Raw genomic sequence first — 16,767 nt, forward strand, 5'->3', positions numbered from 1 at the left:
ATGGCAATGGGAATCGCACTGTTCGGCATGTTCACCGGCAGCACGGTACTATTTTTCTACCAGCTCGGCCGCTGACGGCAAGTTGTTCCGGATTCGCAAGGCCCGCCATGCAAATGGCGGGCCTTTTGCTTTCCATGTGCTTACAAATTGCAAGCGTTTGTGTGCATTGCCGCAATATCCAGCCAAATGCCTTGGCGCGGTAATCCTGGCTCGGCATAATCGGGGCGCATTTTTTCGGACGCGCACTGCGTCGTCCGCTTTTCTTCCCGATTGATCACTACTAAGAGGACCGACGCGTGAGTCTCTGGTTTCTGGTATTCCTGAGCGTCCTGCAGGGCGTCACCGAACTGTTCCCCGTCAGCAGCCTCGGCCACACGCTGCTCGTGCCGGCGCTGTTCGGCATGCACATCGACAAGCACGCGCCGCAGTTGCTGCCGTTCCTGGTTGCGCTGCACCTGGGCACCGCGCTCGCGCTGCTGTGGTATTTCCGTGCGCGCTGGATCGCGCTGATCAGCGGTTTCTTCGCGCAACTCGGTGGCCGCAAGAACGACGACGGGCACCTGATGTGGGCGCTGATCGTCGGCACGATTCCGACCGGGATTGTCGGTCTGCTGCTGGAGAAGCGCCTCGAGCGTGTGTTCCACGACCTGCGCATCGTCGCGATCGCGCTGATCGTGAACGGCGTGCTGCTGTGGATCGGCGACCGCATCCAGCGCAGCCGCGCGCATCAGCCGCCCGAGAAGATGACGTTCAAGCAGGCGTTCTTCGTGGGTCTCGCGCAGGTGGGCGCGCTGATTCCGGGGTTCTCGCGCAGCGGGCTGACGATGATCGCCGGCAATGCGGCGGGGCTGACGGCCGAGAAAGCCGCGGAGTTTTCGTTCCTGCTCGGCACGCCGATCATTTTCGCGGCGGGCGTGCTCGAACTGCCGAAGCTGTTCCATGCGCATGGCCAGCTCGCGGACGCGCTGCTCGGCGGCGTGCTGACGGCGATCGCCGCTTATCTGAGCGTGCGGTTCCTGATGCGCTATTTCGAAGGTCGCGGGCGACTGGCGTCGTTCGGCGTGTATTGCGTGATCGCCGGGGTGTTCTGTCTCGGGTGGTTCATGCTGCACGCGCAGCCGGTTTGACGGTTGCAGCGCCGCTCGCGCGTGATATGGCGCGATGATCGGGTATAATTTCGGGCTCGGCTTCATGCCGGGCCCGTTTTGTTTCGGGGCTTCGCACCGGTAGTGGTTGTGGTGGCGTTCGAAGCCTTGTGCGGCAAATGCGGCCCGGGTCCGTGTGCCGTGTCTTTTTCCTTGACCGCCCTTAGCTCAGTTGGATAGAGCAACGGCCTTCTAAGCCGTAGGTCACACGTTCGAATCGTGTAGGGCGGGCCAGTCAGATCAATGCGTTAGCTTGTGTTTCGAAGCCCATCCCCGATCCTCAAGAATTTCATGTAGGTATCGTGTAGGTGTTCGCGGTCAAAGCAGATCCAAATTAATCCATGTCAGCGGCATGCTCGAGAGCGATGTTTGAGCAAGCCGGATCTGCCGTCGGCGGTAAACAGAGCGGGGTGAGGGGCGACGCAACAGAAGACGCCACAGGCATCATCGAATTCAGTGCGAAGGGGGTGCGGATTGACGTCAGAGCGTCATCAGCAATTGCAACTGGTGCTCGGTCTCAGTGCCTTTGACTAGTGCATAGAATCGCGTCTCCCGACGCTCGATCGCTGAAAGACCTTCGGCGGTGGAGAAGACATTCCATACGACGCCTTCAATACTTGCAAAATTTCCGTGCGTCCGCGCAAAAGCACGCAGCAGCGGACTGGCGTCACGACGAAGAACTAGACGTTCCACATTCAACACATAGGGTGACCAGCCGCCGCGAAGGACCAGGTAATACGGTATCGAGCTGCGATTGATTTTCATGAGCGGTGCTGTTTCGTCCGTGATCGTCGCCATGCGGTCAATTTTTCGATGCCAGCGTGCCGGGTGTCAGCCAGGCTGGCGACAGCCGGACAGTGAGGCTCAAATGCGCTTCAATACGATACGGTTCCGAATCGATCCAACACCACGCAGGGCTGATGGAGAGTACATCGCTCATGCGAGGATCATCACGTTTCTTGTGGGCGAACGTGAGAGTTACGCGCCAGCGACGATCTCGCCGGTTTCGATGCGCGTGACGACGCGGTTGCATATGCGACCAGATGGCCCGAAGTGTGGCTGACTGCTCAGTTCGGCTGATGGAAAAAGATCGGTAGCGCAGCCTTCGGCATGAACCCGGAACATCGCGCAGCGTTACCGTCTCAGGTGCTTCATCTCCTGGGCCTCCATCGCCGCATGTCGCTCTTCACTTGCGGATACGGATTCCATCGCTTCGTCGACCGAGGCCAATGCGTACTCGCAGGCCAGTTTTGCTTCTTCGACGTCAGCCTCCGGCTCTTCATCGTCGTTGGGAGGAGGGTCGAGCATGTCCCGGAGCATCGTCGTGAGCTCCACGGTGTCCCATAGTTCGCCTTTTTGCATTTTCCTCTTTATGTAGTGACGGATTTCCGAATCCTGTTCGAGCGTGAGCGGAAGGTGCCGAAAGGTGCTGTTCGGGTTAGCGTCGATCATGATGTTGCTCCCAAGTCATGCGAGGTTAGTGCCGCCAGCGCAGATCCTGATCGCTGCACTGACGCGCAATCGAATGCCCGGACGTGCGCAACAAATTTCTAGCTGCGGAAGCTCGAATCTCGGATTCGCTCCAGGCGAGTCAAAAGTTCATTCATTTGGAGTTCGAGCACCCGATTTCGCTCGAATTGTGTACGCAGTTTCTTGAGCCTGGCCCGCCAATACGCCGGATCGTTCACTGACGATCTGTTGACGAAGGCATGTTGCGTTTGCTCAAGCAGTCCAATCGCTCTCCTGATATGGGCCAGCTCGAGCTCGACGTTGCAGTACCAGCTCATGATTACCACCTTCCATTTATGATTTGAAATCCCGGTTCTCTGTGCTGCGAGAGCGCGTGGCGAATTCCTGACTCGCGTGGCGACGAATCGTAAGGCGGCCTCATCCCTTCCAATCGCAGATGCGGGGCAAGTGACGTGAAAGGGGCGGCGATACGTGCGGGAGCGGGGGGGCGGAGGTAAGGCGAGCAATCAAACGGCTAACATGCGCTCGGACGAACCCATCATACGCGCATCCACCATTGCGTAGCGACCTAATTTAGCCGCGACTGTGAAGCGCTGCGCAGCGTGGGATCCGCATCGTCTGACCGTCGTCTGTCGCTTTCGGGGCGCAGACGGTCGGGGTCCTGAGAAGAGGGTCGACGCGTTCGTTGTCGCGCGTGGTTCGAGTTCCTGATCGTGGGCTGTCCAGGTACGGCGCGAAGCACGAGCGATGATAAGGACCGCTCATGCTGCGCGGACGTATGCCGCTTGCGCGAGCGCGGTCAGACATGCTCCCGAAGGTAGCGGATGCACGTCATCCGGAGACTGGCCCGATTAGCGAGTGCGTCTCGTGGCGCGCGTGCTTTCGACATGCCAACGAGTGGTTCTGAACACGCAGCGGCGCCGACCGGACGGACTGATTTCGCGATCTGAAGCGAGGCCTCACCTATCCATATCCGGTCGCGCCACTCGCATTTCGCGCGATGGATGGCAAGCCATGCTTGAAGCGATTCGACGAGCTGAAACGGTGACAGCCACTCGAGAGTCTGCCTTTTCTTGACGAGTTGCAGGACAACGAGGAAATAGAGCAAGTCCACGTACTTTGTCTGGATGCGCATGTCTCTTCCGCTCGTCGATGTCCAGGTATGTCTGCCTTCGGATCAATCCCGGATGCTGAGCGCTTTTTCGATCGCGGCGATCAGCTTGAAGGCATCGTCCCGTCCGATCAGAAGACCGCGGCTGGTGTACTCGCATCCGAAAGCATAAAAGCTCGGCCGCAGCGTCACCATATTCTTTTGCTGATCGAAATCGACTTCGCATTTCGTCAGCGGGAAAAACGGAGATTCCTCGGTCTGCATGGCGTACACGGCATCCTCCTAGTACATCTTGCGGGGCGGCATCAGGCGTTTCGTCCGCAGGCGTTGGCGGGCAACGGCACTGGCTTTCTTTCGCTTTCGCTCCGTCGTGGGTTTTTCATAGCTGGTACGACTGCGCAACTCCCGGATCAGGCCGGTTTTTTCGATGTCTCGCCGGAATCGACGGAGTGCGACATCGATCGGTTCGTTGGCCTTGAGCGTGACAGTTGTCATGTAGATCCTGTTTGGGAACGTGTGGGTAGAAAGTTAGCCGAGCCGTGTCATGACGGCGCTCGCTATCTCATCGGACTCGAACTCCGAATATCCGGCCCGGATCGAAAGCGCGCGAACCGCCGCGAACATCTGCAACTCGTGTTGATGGCTTAGCGCCGAATCGGCCATTCCAGCGGGCAGGATGGTGTCGTCCGGGGTGACCTTGCATCGTCTGACCAGATCGAGAATCTCGTCGATGATCATTTTGCCCTCCAAATTTCCGATACGTCGCACAGCCAGGGCGAGTCGCGTCAGAGTGCGTTCGAAAAGAATCCGTGTGTTTCGCGATTGTCGTCGATGATGGCCTCGGCATAGCGCAGCGATGCGCGACGTGCGTCTCCGGAGGTATCGAACGGCGTGCCATCGTGAAGCCGGAAAGTCTTGCTCTGCGTCAGCGTGTCATCGGTTCCGCGACGACAAATCTTGACTGCTGCGTCGAAGCCTCCATCGTAGTTATGCGCGCTGCCGTTCGGCACCGCCACGTGAGGGTAAATCAGTGGATAGATTTCGAATCCACGGTAGGTACATAGGCTCATGATGAGCTCCTGGTATTCGGCTGCCACGAATCGCGTGGACGAGTGCATTCCGTCTGTATCGCCGTTGCGTGGCGCGACGAGGGGTGAGGGGAACAACCGCGCGCGGGAGAAGGGGGGCGCAGCGAGTGGGGCAGATGGAGGGCGAGGAGGCGGAAGATCGATACCTGCCCGGACAAGACGATCATACGCCAATCGCTCATCGGATGCCCATCTCAATTCCGGCTGTGTAGCGATGTGTCGAGATCGCGTTACCCGATAGGGGTGCCGTTGCCGGCGCGCGTGACGGCCATCCGGTTCGCTATTGCGGCACGGGTGAGCGTCGCTTCTCGCGAGACTCCGCGAGAAGCGGCGCCTTGGGCGGCACCCAGTTCAATGCGGTGCCGAGCTTCGGCAGCACCAGGGCGCTTTTTTTGGAGGGCGCCTTGGGTTGGTTGCCGCGGAGTTGAATTCGGGTCATGCAGGTTCTCCTGCTGTAGAGCGATGCTGCGAATGGGCCTCGTGCAATTCAAACGATGATCGCGAGCGATTGCATGCGCGCGTCGTATCGGACGCACGCATAGCCAACGTCCGGATGCCAAACGGACGGGACCGCCTCAGATTGAAACGACAACCTGGTGCGGTGGTTCGAAGCGCTGCGGCTGCCAGTCGTCGACGGATGCCGACGGCTGGCGACGCTCAAAGCGAGGTGATGTTCGAAGCCTGCAGACCCTTGGGGCCGCTCTTGGTTTCGTAGCTGACCTTCTGACCCTCGGCGAGCGTCTTGAAGCCGTCGCCGCGAATCTCCGAGAAATGAGCGAACAGGTCGTCGCCACCCTTGTCGGGTGTGATAAAGCCGAAGCCTTTGCTGTCGTTGAACCATTTGACGGTACCGGTATCCATGTTAAATCTCCTGAAAATGAACGTGCATATGCGCCGCAACGGACGCGGGGAAAGGAATCAAGGAGGGGAGAGGACAACGAATACCGCGGGTCGCGGTCGATGATGAGCAGCAATCGCGCTTCTTGAATACTTCTTCGACCCAAGTTACGCGCTGTCAAGGAGTACGTCAAGCGATTTCGACCGAGGGCTTCGATCCATGCTGCAATAGCAATCTACGGAGCAGCCCGGTGCATTGCCGAACTGCCGGAAAATACTAAGATTTCCGAAGGAAATGTCACATAGAGGCATGCTGACATTCGGGCTGGCGAAAGAAGGACTTCACCAGTGTCGGCAGCTTCTGGACTTGCAAGACGTCAACACGGCCACCGATATGCTATCTGTTAGGCGATACCGCTCATCGAATGGCCGTTCAAGGCGGGAAGTTGCTGTAGCATTCGGGCGAGCCGAAGGTCGGCAAAGGGCGCGTCCCGCCGTTCGTGGCGAGGCGGTTGAACCGAACCGCGCCGGGAATCGTGGAGGCTGGTTGGTTTAAGTTAATGCAGGCTCGTCAGCGGTATTTCCGAGTTGCCTGTAGTGGTTTGCCTCAGCCCCGGCGGCCGGGATATAGCCGAGCGGCTCCATCAGCCGATGATCTTTCTACAATTTCGTGCGCAACAGTTCGCCGGACTCGACGGCACGCCCGACACCGATGCAATTCACACAGTCTCTCGCCGCATTCAACGAAGTGATATGCGAAGTCAGGCCGCACGTCGTGCTTGTTCTCGGTCTTGGACTATGAGACGAGCTGCCCGGAGAACGAGGCGGATGGGCGCGAGGCAGAGGGCTGGAAGTCACGATGCCCGCCAATCGGCGGAAACTCTGCATCTGGACGGGATACGCCGAACGCTCGCCGGAGCGTCACCCCTTTGCATGCTTTCCCGTCGCGCATCCATCGAGTCGAGGTTTTGCCGCCAGCGCTGGCGAGACAGGATGGCTAGTGCAAAGGACGTCATTGCGGCCGGGACATAGGCACACATGCGCCGAAAAGGTTGCCTGCCCGTCGACCTGGGCGGAGCATCCCTGCGTCGCCCGGCTTCAAACAGGTTCGAGCGAACCGGTGCACTGATCGTCCAAACCACGAATCCTCCCGACCGGACGACAAACCGGAATTCGTCTGATAATGCGATCGGCGATCCACGCGAACGAGCCGTGCAATCTGCGGGCATTGCGCCGAACCGTTGCACCGGTAACCGGATGGCGGAATCCGTTCACGCCATCGCCCCGATCGTATCGTGAGCCTTCACGATCGGGCAACGAAACGGCGTCAGGCCCCCCTAGTCGTTCGGAATGTGCCCAGCGCCGTTCAAATCCCCACCGGACGCCCGCGCAACGCGGCGCCGCAAACAGGAGATGAACGATGATCACGCTGACCGTCAACGGTAGCGAACAGCATTTCGACGGCAATCCCGACATGCCGTTGCTCTGGTATCTGCGCGACGTGCTCGGCAACACGGGCACCAAGTTCGGCTGCGGGATGGCGCTGTGCGGCGCGTGCACGGTGCACCTCGACGGCGTGGCGATCCGCTCGTGCATCACGCCGGTCGCGGTCGCATCCGGCAAGCGCGTGACGACGATCGAAGGGTTGTCGACCGATCTCACCCATCCGCTGCAGCAAGCGTGGCAGGAGCTGAACGTCGCGCAATGCGGCTACTGTCAGTCCGGCCAGATCATGCAGGCCGCGTCGCTGCTGAAAACGAATCCTCATCCGAGCGACGCCGACATCGACGACGCGATGTCCGGCAACATCTGCCGCTGCGGCACCTATACGCGGATCCGCGCGGCGATCCGGCTGGCGGTGCGCCGTGGAGGTGCCGCATGAACGCGCCGGAACTCTCGGTTCACAACGAAAGCCGCCGCGCGTTGCTGCTCGGCTTCGCATCCGGCGGGCTGTTGCTAGCCTTCGGCCTGCCGTCGCTCGCGCACGCGGCCGCACCGGTTCAGCCGCCGGTCAGCCCGAATCCGCAGTACGGCGGCACGGGCATGCCGCACGGATTGCGCGACGATCCGCACCTGTTCGTTGCGATCGCACCGGACGGCACTGTGACGGTGACCTGCATCCGCTCCGAGATGGGGCAGGGCGTGCGCACGAGCGTCGCGCTCGTGGTCGCCGATGAACTGGGCGCGGACTGGGCGCGCGTGAGGGTCGCGCAGGCAGTCGGCGACGAGCCGCGCTACGGCAATCAGAACACCGACGGTTCGCGCAGCCTGCGTCAGAGTTTCGCCGCGCTGCGCCGCGCGGGCGCGGCGGCGCGCACGATGCTCGAGCAGGCTGCCGCGGCGACGTGGGGCGTCGACGCGCGTCAGGTGAAGGCGACGGTGCACGAGGTCGTCGATACGCAGAGCGGGCGCACACTGGGTTTCGGCGAACTGGCCGCGAAAGCCGCCGCACTGCCGGTGCCCGATCCGAAAACCGTGCCATTGAAAGCGCCGGCCGAATTCCGCTACATCGGCAAGGGCGAGACGGCATTGATCGACGGCCGCGACATCGTCGGCGGCCGCGCGCACTACGGCATCGACACGCGGCTCGACGGCATGCTGTACGCGGTCGTCGCGCGCCCGCCCGCGTATGGCGATACGGTTGCGTCGTTCGATGCGTCGGCCGCCGAGAAGCTGCCGGGTGTCGTCAAGGTCGTGCAGCTCGCGTCGACGCCGCTGCCGTCCGGTTTCCAGCCGCTCGGCGGCGTGGCCGTGGTCGCGCGCGACACGTGGACGGCCATTCAGGCGCGCGCGCAACTGAAGATCGACTGGAAGCGCGGGCCGAACGCGGGCTACGACTCGGTCGCATACCGCAAGACGCTCGAGGCGGCCGCCGCGCAGCCGGGCGACGTAATCCGCAACGATGGCAATGCCGCTACGGCGCTCGCGAGCGCCACAAAACGGGTGCGCGCGACGTACTACATTCCACATCTCGCCCACGCGACGATGGAGCCGCCGGCCGCCGTCGCGCGCGTGGCCGGCGGGCGCTGCGAAGTATGGACCTGCACGCAGGCGCCGCAGACCACACGCGACGAGATCGCGAAGGCGCTTGGCCTGTCGACCGAGTGCGTGACGGTCAACGTGACGCTGCTCGGCGGCGGCTTCGGTCGCAAGTCGAAGCCGGACTACGTGGTGGAAGCGGCGTTGTTGTCGAAGGCGGCGGGTGCGCCGGTCAAGCTGACGTTCACGCGCGAGGACGACATCGCGCACGACTATTTCCATGCTGTGTCGCTGGAGGTGTTCGACGGCGGCCTCGATGCGGCGGGGAAGGTGGTCGCGTGGCAGCATCGCACGGTCGCGCCGTCGATCCAGTCGACGTTCAGGGCCGGCGTCGTGCACGAGCAGCCGGGCGAACTCGCGCAAGGCGTCGCGGACCTGCCGTTTGCCATCCCGAACGTACGGATCGAGAACCCGGCCGCGGAAGCGCACACACGGATCGGCTGGTTTCGTTCGGTGTACAACATTCCGCACGCGTTCGGGATTCAGAGCTTCGTGTCGGAACTCGCGCACGCGGCCGGTCGCGACCCGAAGGATTTTCTGCTCGAACTGATCGGCCCCGCGCGACGTTTCGAGCCGCACATCACGGTGAAGAACGTGAACTATGGCGAGGACCCGGCGCTGTATCCGGTCGATACCGGGCGGTTGCGACGCGTGATTGAAACGGTCGCGCGCGAAGCCGGCTGGGGACGCAAGTTGCCCGAAGGGCACGGGCTCGGGCTCGCCGCGCACCGCAGCTTCGCGTCGTACACGGCGGCCGTGTGCGAAGTGCAGGTCGGCGCGGCCGGCGCGATTTTCGTGCCGCGCGTCGACATTGCGATCGACTGCGGGCCGCAGGTCAACCCGGAGCGCGTGTGCTCGCAGCTCGAAGGTGCGGTGGTGATGGGGCTCGGCCTCGCGCTGCACGGCGAGATCACGTTCAAGGACGGACAGCCGGAGCAGAGCAACTTCAACGGCTTCCAGGTGCTCCGAATGAACGAGGCGCCGCGTGAAATCCGCGTGCACCTGGTCGCGCCGGACGACTACGCAACGCCGCTCGGCGGCGTGGGCGAGCCGGGCCTGCCGCCGATCGCGCCGGCGCTGACCAACGCCATCTTCGCGGCCACCGGCACGCGCATCCGCAGCCTGCCGGTCGCGGACCAGCTTTCGAAGTCGAAAGCCGGTTGAGGCGCGATCGTGCGCCGGACTGCAACGGTCCGGCGCACGCAACGGATTCCGGCGCTCGCGCGCCGCGCGTCGATCGATGCGAAGGTTCACGCATTGTCGTTTTAGAACGACCGTGCTAAATTTCCGCCAGCACTTGCAGTCACCGACCCAATCATCCGGTTCCGGCAACCGTAGCCAACGGGTGCGCCGGCGCACCGCCCGACAGGAGACAGACGTGATGGAGCATGCATCGATCAAGCGCACGCGGATCGACCGGACGGAGCATGGGCGGCCGTCGGCAATGCGGGCCACGCGGAGGGCGTCACGATGAGCCTGTTGATGTCGCGTCGGGATCTCGCGTTTCTGCTGTACGACTGGCTCGATGCCGGAGCGCTCGCCGCGCTGCCGCGCTATGCGGAGCACAGCCGCGAGACGTTCGATGCAGTGCTCGACACGAGCGAGCGAATCGCTGCCGACCTGTTCGCGCCGCATGCGGCGCGCGGCGATCGCGAGGAGCCGCGGTTCGACGGCGAGCGCGTGACACTGATTCCCGAAGTCGCGCCGGCCGTGCGGGCTTTCGCGGATGCCGGCCTGATCGCGGCCGGCCAGGACGAAGCCTTCGGCGGGATGCGGTTGCCGAAGCTCGTCGAAGCCGCGTCGTTCCTGTTCTTTCAGGCCGCTAACATCGCGACCGCCGCGTATCCGTTCCTCACCGTCGCGAATGCGAACCTGCTGCTCGCGCACGGCAGCCCCGAGCAGATCGACGCGTTCGCGCGTCCCGAGCTGGAAGGGCGCTTCTTCGGCACGATGTGCCTGTCCGAACCGCAAGCTGGCTCGTCGTTGTCCGACATCGTCACGCGTGCGGATTTCGAATGCGACGCTCCGCTCGGCCCACGCTACCGGATCACCGGCAACAAGATGTGGATTTCCGGCGGCGAGCACGAACTGGCGGAGAACATCGTTCACCTCGTGCTCGCGAAGATTCCCGACGAACACGGCAAACTCCAGCCTGGCACGCGCGGCATTTCGCTGTTCATCGTCCCCAAGTATTTGCCGGGCGACGACGGCGCCGCTCGCGGCGAGCACAACGACGTGGTGCTCGCCGGGTTGAACCACAAGATGGGTTATCGCGGCACGACCAACTGTCTGCTGAACTTCGGCGAAGGCACGCGCCATCGTCCGCAGGGGCGCGCCGGTGCGATCGGCTATCTGGTCGGCAAGCCGAATCACGGTCTCGCCTGCATGTTCCACATGATGAACGAGGCGCGCATCGGCGTCGGCGCGGGCGCGGTGGCGCTCGGCTACACCGGTTACCTGCACGCGCTCGACTATGCGCGCAACCGGCCGCAGGGCCGTCCGCTCGGACCGTCCGGCAAGGACGCGGCCGCGCCGCAGGCGCCGATCGTCGCGCATCCGGACGTGCGGCGCATGCTGCTCGCGCAGAAGGCATACGTCGAGGGCGGGCTCGCGCTGATCCTGTACTGCGCGCGGCTGGTCGACGAAGCGCGTGCACATGCCGACGCGGCAGTGCGCGCCGATGCCGCGCGGCTGCTCGACATCCTGACGCCGATCGCGAAAAGCTGGCCGTCGCAGTGGTGCGTCGCGGCCAACGATCTTGCGATCCAGGTGCACGGCGGCTATGGCTACACGCGCGACTATCCGGTCGAGCGGTTCTATCGCGACAATCGTCTCAACCCGATCCACGAAGGCACGCACGGCATCCAGGCGCTCGACCTGCTGGGCCGCAAGGTCGTGCAGGACGACGGGGCGCTGCTGCAGGCGCTCGACGAGCGCATCGGCATGACCGTCGAACGCGCGCGGGCAACGGGCGGCGAGATGCGCACACAGGCCGATGCGCTCGCGCAGCGCTGGGCGCGGCTCGTCGACGTCACGCGTGCATTGGCTGCGCTCGGCGATCCGCAGGTACGGCTGGCGAACGCGAGCGTCTATCTCGAGGCGTTCGGTCATCTCGTCGTTGCGTGGCTGTGGCTCGACGTGACGCTTGCCGCGCACGGGCGCGACGACGATTTCCACGATGGCAAGCGTGCGGCCGCGCGCTATTTCTTTCGCTGGGAGCTGCCGAAGGTGGATGCGCAGCTCGATCTGCTGGCGAGCGTCGATACGACGACGCTCGACATGCGCGACGCGTGGTTCTGAGCGTCGCGATGCACGGATGACGGTGCCGCGATGCAGGCCGCGGTGCCGGCGTTGCGAACCGATCGCGCGGGTGCGTCCCGCAGCCATATCGATACGCGGCCACGCCGCGCGAGGAGAGACGAGAACATGAAAGCCCTTTTGTGTACCGCATTCGGCCCGATCGACCGCCTGCGTATCGACGATGTCGCGATTCCCGAGCCGGCTGCGGGCCAGGTGCGGATTCGCGTGAAGGCGGCGTCGCTGAATTTTCCCGATGCGCTGATCGTGCAGGGGCTGTACCAGGTGAAGCCGGCGCTGCCATTCTCGCCCGGTGCGGAATTCGCGGGCGTGATCGACGCGGTCGGCGACGGCGTGGGCCAGTGGCGACCCGGAGACGAAGTGGTTGCATTCACGGGCCACGGCGGCTTCGCCGAGCAATGCGTGGCCGACGTGCACCAGATCGCGGCGCTGCCGCCAGGGATGACCTTCGAGCAGGGTGCGGCACTCGTGCTGGCCTACGGCACGTCGCTGCATGCGCTGCAGCAGCGTGCGCGCCTGCAGCAGGGCGAGACGCTGCTCGTGCTGGGTGCGGCGGGCGGCGTCGGGCTGGCCGCGATCGAGATCGCGAAGGCGCTGGGTGCGCGCGTGATCGCGGCCGCATCGAGCGCGGAGAAACTCGCGCTGTGCCGCGAGGCCGGCGCCGACGACACGATCGACTATGCGACGGAAGACCTGCGGCGCCGCGTCGACGAACTGACCGGCGGACGCGGCGCGGATGTCGTCTACGATCCGGTTGGTGGCGCGTACAGCGAGGCGGCGCTGCGCGCGACCGCATGGCGCGGCCGGTTCCTCGTGGTCGGTTTTGCTGCCGGCGAGATTCCGAAGATCGCGCTGAACCTCGTGCTGCTCAAGGAGCGTGACATTCTCGGTGTGTTCTGGGGCGACGCGGTGCGTCGCGACCCGGCGCAGCACGTGGCGAACATGCGGCAGCTCGCGCAATGGTTCGCTGCCGGCAAGGTACGGCCCGCGATCACCGAGCGCGTGCCGCTCGCCGGCGCGGCCGATGCGATCGCGCGGATCGCGAACCGACGGGTCAAGGGCAAGGTGGTGATTCTGCCGGACGCGTGATTCGCGCCGGATCAGGCGCGCGGCGGCAGTCTGACGGCTTGCCGTCGCCGTTCGGTGTTTTTTGCGTGACGTTATCGGAGTCGTTGAGCATGCAACCACTATCGCATCTGCAACCTGCCGCCGCGAAATCGCTCGATGCGTGGCACGCGATGATCGAACACAAGGACTTCGGCGCGTTGCACACGATCGTTCATCCGGACGCCGTGTTCCGCTCGCCGATGGCATTCAAGCCGTATGGGCCGGCACCCGCGCTGCTGCTGGCGCTGCGCACGGTGATCACGATCCTCGAGAACTTCGAATACCACCGCCAGTTCGCCGGCGATGGCGGCACGAGCGTCGTGCTGGAATTCAGCGCGACGGTCGGCGACAAGCGGCTGAAGGGCATCGACATGATCCGCTTCGACGACGATGGGCGGATCGTCGAGTTCGAGGTGATGATTCGCCCGTTCAATGCGCTGCAGGCGCTTGGCGCCGAAATGGGCGCGAGGCTCGGGCAGCAGCTTCCGGCGTTCAAGGTCGGCGGGTGAGCGGCGGTTGCCGGCTGCGTTCGTGCCGATCCGCGCGCGTCAGTGATTCCTGATCCTGACGTTGTAGCCGGCATCCTCGAACGCGACGACGAATTCCTCGGGGAACAGCCACGATTCGATCTTCACGTGCGACGTGGCGCGATCGATCTCGACCTTTGCGTCAGGGTCGACGCGCCAGATTTCATGTTCGACCGCGCGGGCGGTCTCGTCATCGAGCGAGTGGTCCAGTACGAATTCCATGATCGGTTTCCTTTTCGGGCGGTGGCGATCGTGACGGCACGAACGGCCGGTCGATACACGATGCCGACGAAGCTGCCGGGATCGGACAGCATGTGTTGAAGATACCCGCGATTGCATCGGACGATAAGCAGGCAAGCGCGTGACGCACTGTCGCTTGTCGGGCAACGAATCCGGTGACGGTGTGTGCGGACTACGAACGACTTGTCGAAAAAACGGGCGCATGAAGCAAGCACCGTTCCGCCAGGTCGACGCTGCGTCACGCATCGAGGGCCGCGACCGCATCGGCCGCGATCATCGCGAGGTGATTCGCGGGCCGCGGTCGCCCGGTCGGACGAAACACGGCTTCGCCCTGAGCGATTGCGCGACCTGAATACGCGCATCGGCCGTCCCGCCGCGCGAGCGCACGCCGCCATTTCTGTTCGCCGTAGTGCAGGCGGCCACTTTCGACCCAGCGCACGAGCAGCGATTCGTGCGACCACTCGAGCAGCGTGACCTGAATCACGCTGCGCCCGGGTGCCGATGCACGCGGCGCAATCCCGACGGAAGAGAGAATCAGCATGATTGGTGGCCTCAAGGGTGAACGGTTCGGGACCGGTTCGCGTCGCGCAGCGACGAGCGGTGCTGCGTCGGCTGCCCGACGAGACACTAGGAGTCGTTAGTTATATTGAATGTCATTGCGAGCCTCCTGCCGGCCAACGACGATCGCGTCGGCCGGGATCGATCGGGGCCGCGCGATGACGCGGCCGGTGCGGGCTTCACTGACGGACGGGCGTCGAGATGAACGATTGCCGCGGATTGCCGGAATGCCCAGTGTAAGAGCGCAGGCCTCGAGGCCGGAAGGCGTGCCGCGCAGAACACGGTGTTGCCCGATATCGAACACTGGTGCGTGTGCATGCGGGAGCGGGGCCGCACCATCACGGATGCGCATTCCGCGGCGCGTTGTTTGCCGCCGCGTGCCGCGCCGGACGCAGCGTGACCGTGCAGGTCGTCCCCGCCGCGAGGAAGCGGTCGGGCGGCACGCCGTCCAGCCGGATGCGGACCGGCACGCGCTGCGCAAGCCGCACCCACGTGAAGATCGGGTTGACGTCGGCGAGCAGCGTGGAGCCGGCCGGATTGTCGCGATCGCTGATGCCGCGCGCGACGCTTTCGACATGCCCGGTCAGCGACGGGCCACCCGCGAGCAGCCGGATTTCCGCCGGATCGCCGACGTGTACCTGCGGCAGCTTGGTTTCCTCGAAATAGCCGTAAACCCAGTACGAATGCGCGTCGATCAGCGCGAGGCGCGCGACACCCGCGGTCGCATAGTCGCCCGGGTACAGGTTCAGGTTCGTGATGTAGCCGTCGACCGGCGCGCGGATTTCGCTGCGCGCGAGATTCAGGCGCGCGACGTCGCGCGTGGCGAGCGCCGCATCGTAGTTGGCCTGCGCCTGCCGCGCGGCCGACCCGGCGTCCTCGCGCACTTCGGCCGAGATCACCGCGCTGTCGAGCTGCGCGCGGCGCGACGCCTGCTGCCGGCGCATGTCGAGCTCGGCCTTGCGCAGGGCAACCTGCGCGTCGGATTGCGCGAGCGCATAGCGAAAGCGCTCGGCATCGATGCGAAACAGCACGTCGCCGCGATGGACCTGCTGATTGTCGGCAACCCGCACGTCGGTCACGATGCCCGATACGTCGGGCGCAATATTGATGACCTTGGCGCGAACGCGGCCATCGCGCGTCCATGGCGCATACATGTAGCGATTCCACAGCGCGTGGGCGAGCAGCACGGCAGCGACGAACAGCAGGAGGGTGACCGCCACGCGGAAAGAGGTTTGGGCACGCATGTTGACTCGGTACGAAAGGGATGATCCATCAACCGGCCAGCAGCAGGCCGACGCCGCAGAACAGGCACAAGAACACGGACACGCGGAACAACGCCGGATGCCACACGTGCCGGTAGAGTCCGGCGCGCGCGAATACGCGGTCGACGATCCAGAATGCGACGCCGCAGCCGACGAGCACGGGCAGAAGTCCGGGCACCAGCAACGAAGCGAACGGAAATTCAGCGAACATCGGACGCTCCTTGCGGCGGCCGGGCGACTTCGTCGCCCGTCGGTTCGACACCGCCGCCAAGCGCTGCCATCAGTTGCGCCCAAGCGTCGAGACGCGCGGCGCGTACGTTCGCTAGCGCCTGCTGCGCCTGCAGCAGTTCCGTTTGGGTCGACAGCACGTTCAGGTAATCCGTGAGCCCCGCGCGATAACCCTGTGTCGCATAGTCGAACGCACGTTGCGCGGACGCGTTCGCGGCCGCAATGTCGACCTGCTGTTGCGCGAGCGACTGCAGCGACACGACCTGGTCGGCGACGTCGCGAAACGCCGCGAGGACGGCCTCGTTGTAGGTCTCGACCGCGAGGTCGTAGTCGGCGACCGCGACGCCGTAACGGCCCTGGCGCGCGCCGCCGTCGAAGATCGGTAGCGAAACGGCTGCGCCGAAGCCGTGCGTCATCGCATCGTTGTTGATGAACGTGAAGAAGCCGCCGAATGCCGCGGACGCGAGCCCCGCGCTCGCGATCAGGTCGATGTTCGGATAGAAGTCGGCGTGCGCGGCGTGAATCCCCTTGGCCATCGCTTCGACGCGCCAGCGCGCGGCGCTGATGTCGGGCCGATGGCCGACGAGGTCGGCCGGCAGGTTCGCGGGCAGCGCCACCGGCACGTCGAGCCGCAGCGCGGGGCGCGTCGGTGCCGCGCCGGCGCCAGGCCCGCGTCCGGTGAGGCCGGCCAGTTCGTTGCGCAGCACCGCGATCTGCCGGTCGAGCTCTTCGATCTGCGCGCGGGTCGTGGCCACCTGCGTATTCGCCTGCGTGAGCCCGAAGCGGCCCGCGAGCCCCGCCCCATAGCGGGGGTCCGTGCTTGCGACGACCTCTCGC

The 16,767-nt window shown here is 64.3% G+C and carries 20 protein-coding genes, 1 tRNA gene and 1 pseudogene; 8 read left to right on the plus strand and 14 right to left on the minus strand.

Features of this window, described 5'->3' with window-relative positions:
- Positions 1-296: 296 nt before the first annotated feature.
- Positions 297-1,127, plus strand: coding sequence for an undecaprenyl-diphosphate phosphatase (locus tag J7024_RS12720; protein WP_124830984.1), 831 nt, complete (start codon positions 297-299; stop codon positions 1,125-1,127).
- A 175-nt stretch (positions 1,128-1,302) separates the two neighbouring features.
- Positions 1,303-1,379, plus strand: a tRNA-Arg gene (locus J7024_RS12725).
- Between the two features lie 246 nt (positions 1,380-1,625).
- On the opposite strand, the gene J7024_RS12730 is transcribed toward J7024_RS12725, so the two are convergent.
- Together J7024_RS12730 and J7024_RS37325 are read right to left on the minus strand one after the other, a co-directional pair.
- Entirely contained in the window at positions 1,626-1,910 is a 285-nt protein-coding gene (locus J7024_RS12730) for a hypothetical protein (RefSeq protein WP_124830881.1), read from the minus strand.
- A 37-nt stretch (positions 1,911-1,947) separates the two neighbouring features.
- The gene (locus J7024_RS37325) at positions 1,948-2,085 is read right to left on the minus strand and encodes a hypothetical protein (RefSeq protein WP_175751198.1); all 138 of its coding nucleotides are present in this window, start codon (positions 2,083-2,085) and stop codon (positions 1,948-1,950) included.
- On the opposite strand from J7024_RS37325, the pseudogene J7024_RS12740 reads away from it, so the two are divergent.
- Positions 2,041-2,225 (plus strand): annotated as a pseudogene (locus J7024_RS12740) (hypothetical protein). The gene J7024_RS37325 and the pseudogene J7024_RS12740 overlap by 45 nt on opposite strands.
- Positions 2,226-2,279: 54 nt before the next feature.
- On the opposite strand, the gene J7024_RS12745 reads toward J7024_RS12740, so the two are convergent.
- The 7 genes from J7024_RS12745 to J7024_RS12775 all read right to left on the minus strand — a co-directional run bounded on the left by J7024_RS12745 (position 2,280) and on the right by J7024_RS12775 (position 5,675).
- Complete coding sequence (locus tag J7024_RS12745) at positions 2,280-2,597, minus strand: hypothetical protein (RefSeq protein ID WP_124830877.1); 318 nt, start codon at positions 2,595-2,597, stop codon at positions 2,280-2,282.
- A gap of 1,195 nt (positions 2,598-3,792) precedes the next feature.
- Positions 3,793-3,990 (minus strand): hypothetical protein, encoded by a 198-nt coding sequence (locus J7024_RS12750; protein ID WP_124830880.1) that lies wholly within the window; start codon positions 3,988-3,990, stop codon positions 3,793-3,795.
- 18 nt (positions 3,991-4,008) lie between these two features.
- Positions 4,009-4,221, minus strand: a complete 213-nt coding sequence (rpsU, locus tag J7024_RS12755) for a 30S ribosomal protein S21 (protein ID WP_124830875.1) — start codon at positions 4,219-4,221, stop codon at positions 4,009-4,011.
- A 33-nt stretch (positions 4,222-4,254) separates the two neighbouring features.
- Positions 4,255-4,464 (minus strand): hypothetical protein, encoded by a 210-nt coding sequence (locus J7024_RS12760; RefSeq protein WP_124830874.1) that lies wholly within the window; start codon positions 4,462-4,464, stop codon positions 4,255-4,257.
- Between the two features lie 47 nt (positions 4,465-4,511).
- Positions 4,512-4,796 (minus strand): hypothetical protein, encoded by a 285-nt coding sequence (locus J7024_RS12765; RefSeq protein ID WP_234745107.1) that lies wholly within the window; start codon positions 4,794-4,796, stop codon positions 4,512-4,514.
- 298 nt (positions 4,797-5,094) lie between these two features.
- Positions 5,095-5,253 carry a hypothetical protein gene (locus tag J7024_RS12770; protein WP_175751197.1) on the minus strand — a complete coding sequence of 53 codons (159 nt, stop codon included), beginning with the start codon at positions 5,251-5,253 and terminating at the stop codon, positions 5,095-5,097.
- Between the two features lie 218 nt (positions 5,254-5,471).
- Positions 5,472-5,675, minus strand: coding sequence for a cold-shock protein (locus tag J7024_RS12775; protein ID WP_124830873.1), 204 nt, complete (start codon positions 5,673-5,675; stop codon positions 5,472-5,474).
- Between the two features lie 1,396 nt (positions 5,676-7,071).
- Between J7024_RS12775 and J7024_RS12780 the strand changes: the two genes are divergently transcribed.
- From J7024_RS12780 to J7024_RS12800, 5 genes are all read left to right on the plus strand, one after another.
- Positions 7,072-7,533 carry a (2Fe-2S)-binding protein gene (locus J7024_RS12780; protein WP_124830872.1) on the plus strand — a complete coding sequence of 154 codons (462 nt, stop codon included), beginning with the start codon at positions 7,072-7,074 and terminating at the stop codon, positions 7,531-7,533.
- Positions 7,530-9,854, plus strand: coding sequence for a xanthine dehydrogenase family protein molybdopterin-binding subunit (locus J7024_RS12785; protein ID WP_175858598.1), 2,325 nt, complete (start codon positions 7,530-7,532; stop codon positions 9,852-9,854). The genes J7024_RS12780 and J7024_RS12785 overlap by 4 nt, the downstream gene beginning before the upstream one ends.
- A gap of 306 nt (positions 9,855-10,160) precedes the next feature.
- Entirely contained in the window at positions 10,161-11,990 is a 1,830-nt protein-coding gene (locus J7024_RS12790; protein ID WP_234745108.1) for an acyl-CoA dehydrogenase, read from the plus strand.
- Positions 11,991-12,116: 126 nt separating this feature from the next.
- The gene (locus tag J7024_RS12795) at positions 12,117-13,097 is read left to right on the plus strand and encodes an NADPH:quinone oxidoreductase family protein (protein ID WP_124830869.1); all 981 of its coding nucleotides are present in this window, start codon (positions 12,117-12,119) and stop codon (positions 13,095-13,097) included.
- Positions 13,098-13,186: 89 nt separating this feature from the next.
- Positions 13,187-13,624 (plus strand): nuclear transport factor 2 family protein, encoded by a 438-nt coding sequence (locus J7024_RS12800; RefSeq protein WP_124830868.1) that lies wholly within the window; start codon positions 13,187-13,189, stop codon positions 13,622-13,624.
- Between the two features lie 39 nt (positions 13,625-13,663).
- On the opposite strand, the gene J7024_RS12805 is transcribed toward J7024_RS12800, so the two are convergent.
- The 5 genes from J7024_RS12805 to J7024_RS12825 form a co-directional block, all read right to left on the minus strand.
- Entirely contained in the window at positions 13,664-13,864 is a 201-nt protein-coding gene (locus J7024_RS12805; RefSeq protein WP_124830867.1) for a hypothetical protein, read from the minus strand.
- A gap of 256 nt (positions 13,865-14,120) precedes the next feature.
- Entirely contained in the window at positions 14,121-14,423 is a 303-nt protein-coding gene (locus tag J7024_RS12810) for a DUF3331 domain-containing protein (RefSeq protein WP_124830866.1), read from the minus strand.
- A 355-nt stretch (positions 14,424-14,778) separates the two neighbouring features.
- Positions 14,779-15,684 (minus strand): efflux RND transporter periplasmic adaptor subunit, encoded by a 906-nt coding sequence (locus J7024_RS12815; RefSeq protein ID WP_124830865.1) that lies wholly within the window; start codon positions 15,682-15,684, stop codon positions 14,779-14,781.
- Between the two features lie 28 nt (positions 15,685-15,712).
- Entirely contained in the window at positions 15,713-15,913 is a 201-nt protein-coding gene (locus tag J7024_RS12820) for a DUF1656 domain-containing protein (RefSeq protein ID WP_124830864.1), read from the minus strand.
- The coding region (locus J7024_RS12825; RefSeq protein ID WP_234745109.1) for an efflux transporter outer membrane subunit at positions 15,903-16,767 on the minus strand (865 nt) is incomplete at its 5' end. The genes J7024_RS12820 and J7024_RS12825, both read right to left, overlap by 11 nt.

This window comes from Burkholderia sp. WTPI3, assembly GCF_021483755.1.
GTDB lineage: Bacteria > Pseudomonadota > Gammaproteobacteria > Burkholderiales > Burkholderiaceae > Burkholderia.

Bases quoted from the DNA above. Each gene is read 5' to 3' on its own strand.
- J7024_RS12775 (WP_124830873.1), bottom strand. From the start codon at position 5,675: ATGGATACCGGTACCGTCAAATGGTTCAACGACAGCAAAGGCTTCGGC.
- rpsU (WP_124830875.1), bottom strand. From the start codon at position 4,221: ATGACAACTGTCACGCTCAAGGCCAACGAACCGATCGATGTCGCACTC.
- J7024_RS12770 (WP_175751197.1), bottom strand. From the start codon at position 5,253: ATGACCCGAATTCAACTCCGCGGCAACCAACCCAAGGCGCCCTCCAAA.
- J7024_RS12795 (WP_124830869.1), top strand. From the start codon at position 12,117: ATGAAAGCCCTTTTGTGTACCGCATTCGGCCCGATCGACCGCCTGCGT.
- J7024_RS12820 (WP_124830864.1), bottom strand. From the start codon at position 15,913: ATGTTCGCTGAATTTCCGTTCGCTTCGTTGCTGGTGCCCGGACTTCTG.
- J7024_RS12750 (WP_124830880.1), bottom strand. From the start codon at position 3,990: ATGCAGACCGAGGAATCTCCGTTTTTCCCGCTGACGAAATGCGAAGTC.
- J7024_RS12810 (WP_124830866.1), bottom strand. From the start codon at position 14,423: ATGCTGATTCTCTCTTCCGTCGGGATTGCGCCGCGTGCATCGGCACCC.
- J7024_RS12805 (WP_124830867.1), bottom strand. From the start codon at position 13,864: ATGGAATTCGTACTGGACCACTCGCTCGATGACGAGACCGCCCGCGCG.
- J7024_RS12780 (WP_124830872.1), top strand. From the start codon at position 7,072: ATGATCACGCTGACCGTCAACGGTAGCGAACAGCATTTCGACGGCAAT.
- J7024_RS37325 (WP_175751198.1), bottom strand. From the start codon at position 2,085: ATGAGCGATGTACTCTCCATCAGCCCTGCGTGGTGTTGGATCGATTCG.
- J7024_RS12790 (WP_234745108.1), top strand. From the start codon at position 10,161: ATGAGCCTGTTGATGTCGCGTCGGGATCTCGCGTTTCTGCTGTACGAC.
- J7024_RS12765 (WP_234745107.1), bottom strand. From the start codon at position 4,796: ATGAGCCTATGTACCTACCGTGGATTCGAAATCTATCCACTGATTTAC.
- J7024_RS12760 (WP_124830874.1), bottom strand. From the start codon at position 4,464: ATGATCATCGACGAGATTCTCGATCTGGTCAGACGATGCAAGGTCACC.
- J7024_RS12730 (WP_124830881.1), bottom strand. From the start codon at position 1,910: ATGAAAATCAATCGCAGCTCGATACCGTATTACCTGGTCCTTCGCGGC.
- J7024_RS12785 (WP_175858598.1), top strand. From the start codon at position 7,530: ATGAACGCGCCGGAACTCTCGGTTCACAACGAAAGCCGCCGCGCGTTG.
- J7024_RS12815 (WP_124830865.1), bottom strand. From the start codon at position 15,684: ATGCGTGCCCAAACCTCTTTCCGCGTGGCGGTCACCCTCCTGCTGTTC.
- J7024_RS12800 (WP_124830868.1), top strand. From the start codon at position 13,187: ATGCAACCACTATCGCATCTGCAACCTGCCGCCGCGAAATCGCTCGAT.
- J7024_RS12745 (WP_124830877.1), bottom strand. From the start codon at position 2,597: ATGATCGACGCTAACCCGAACAGCACCTTTCGGCACCTTCCGCTCACG.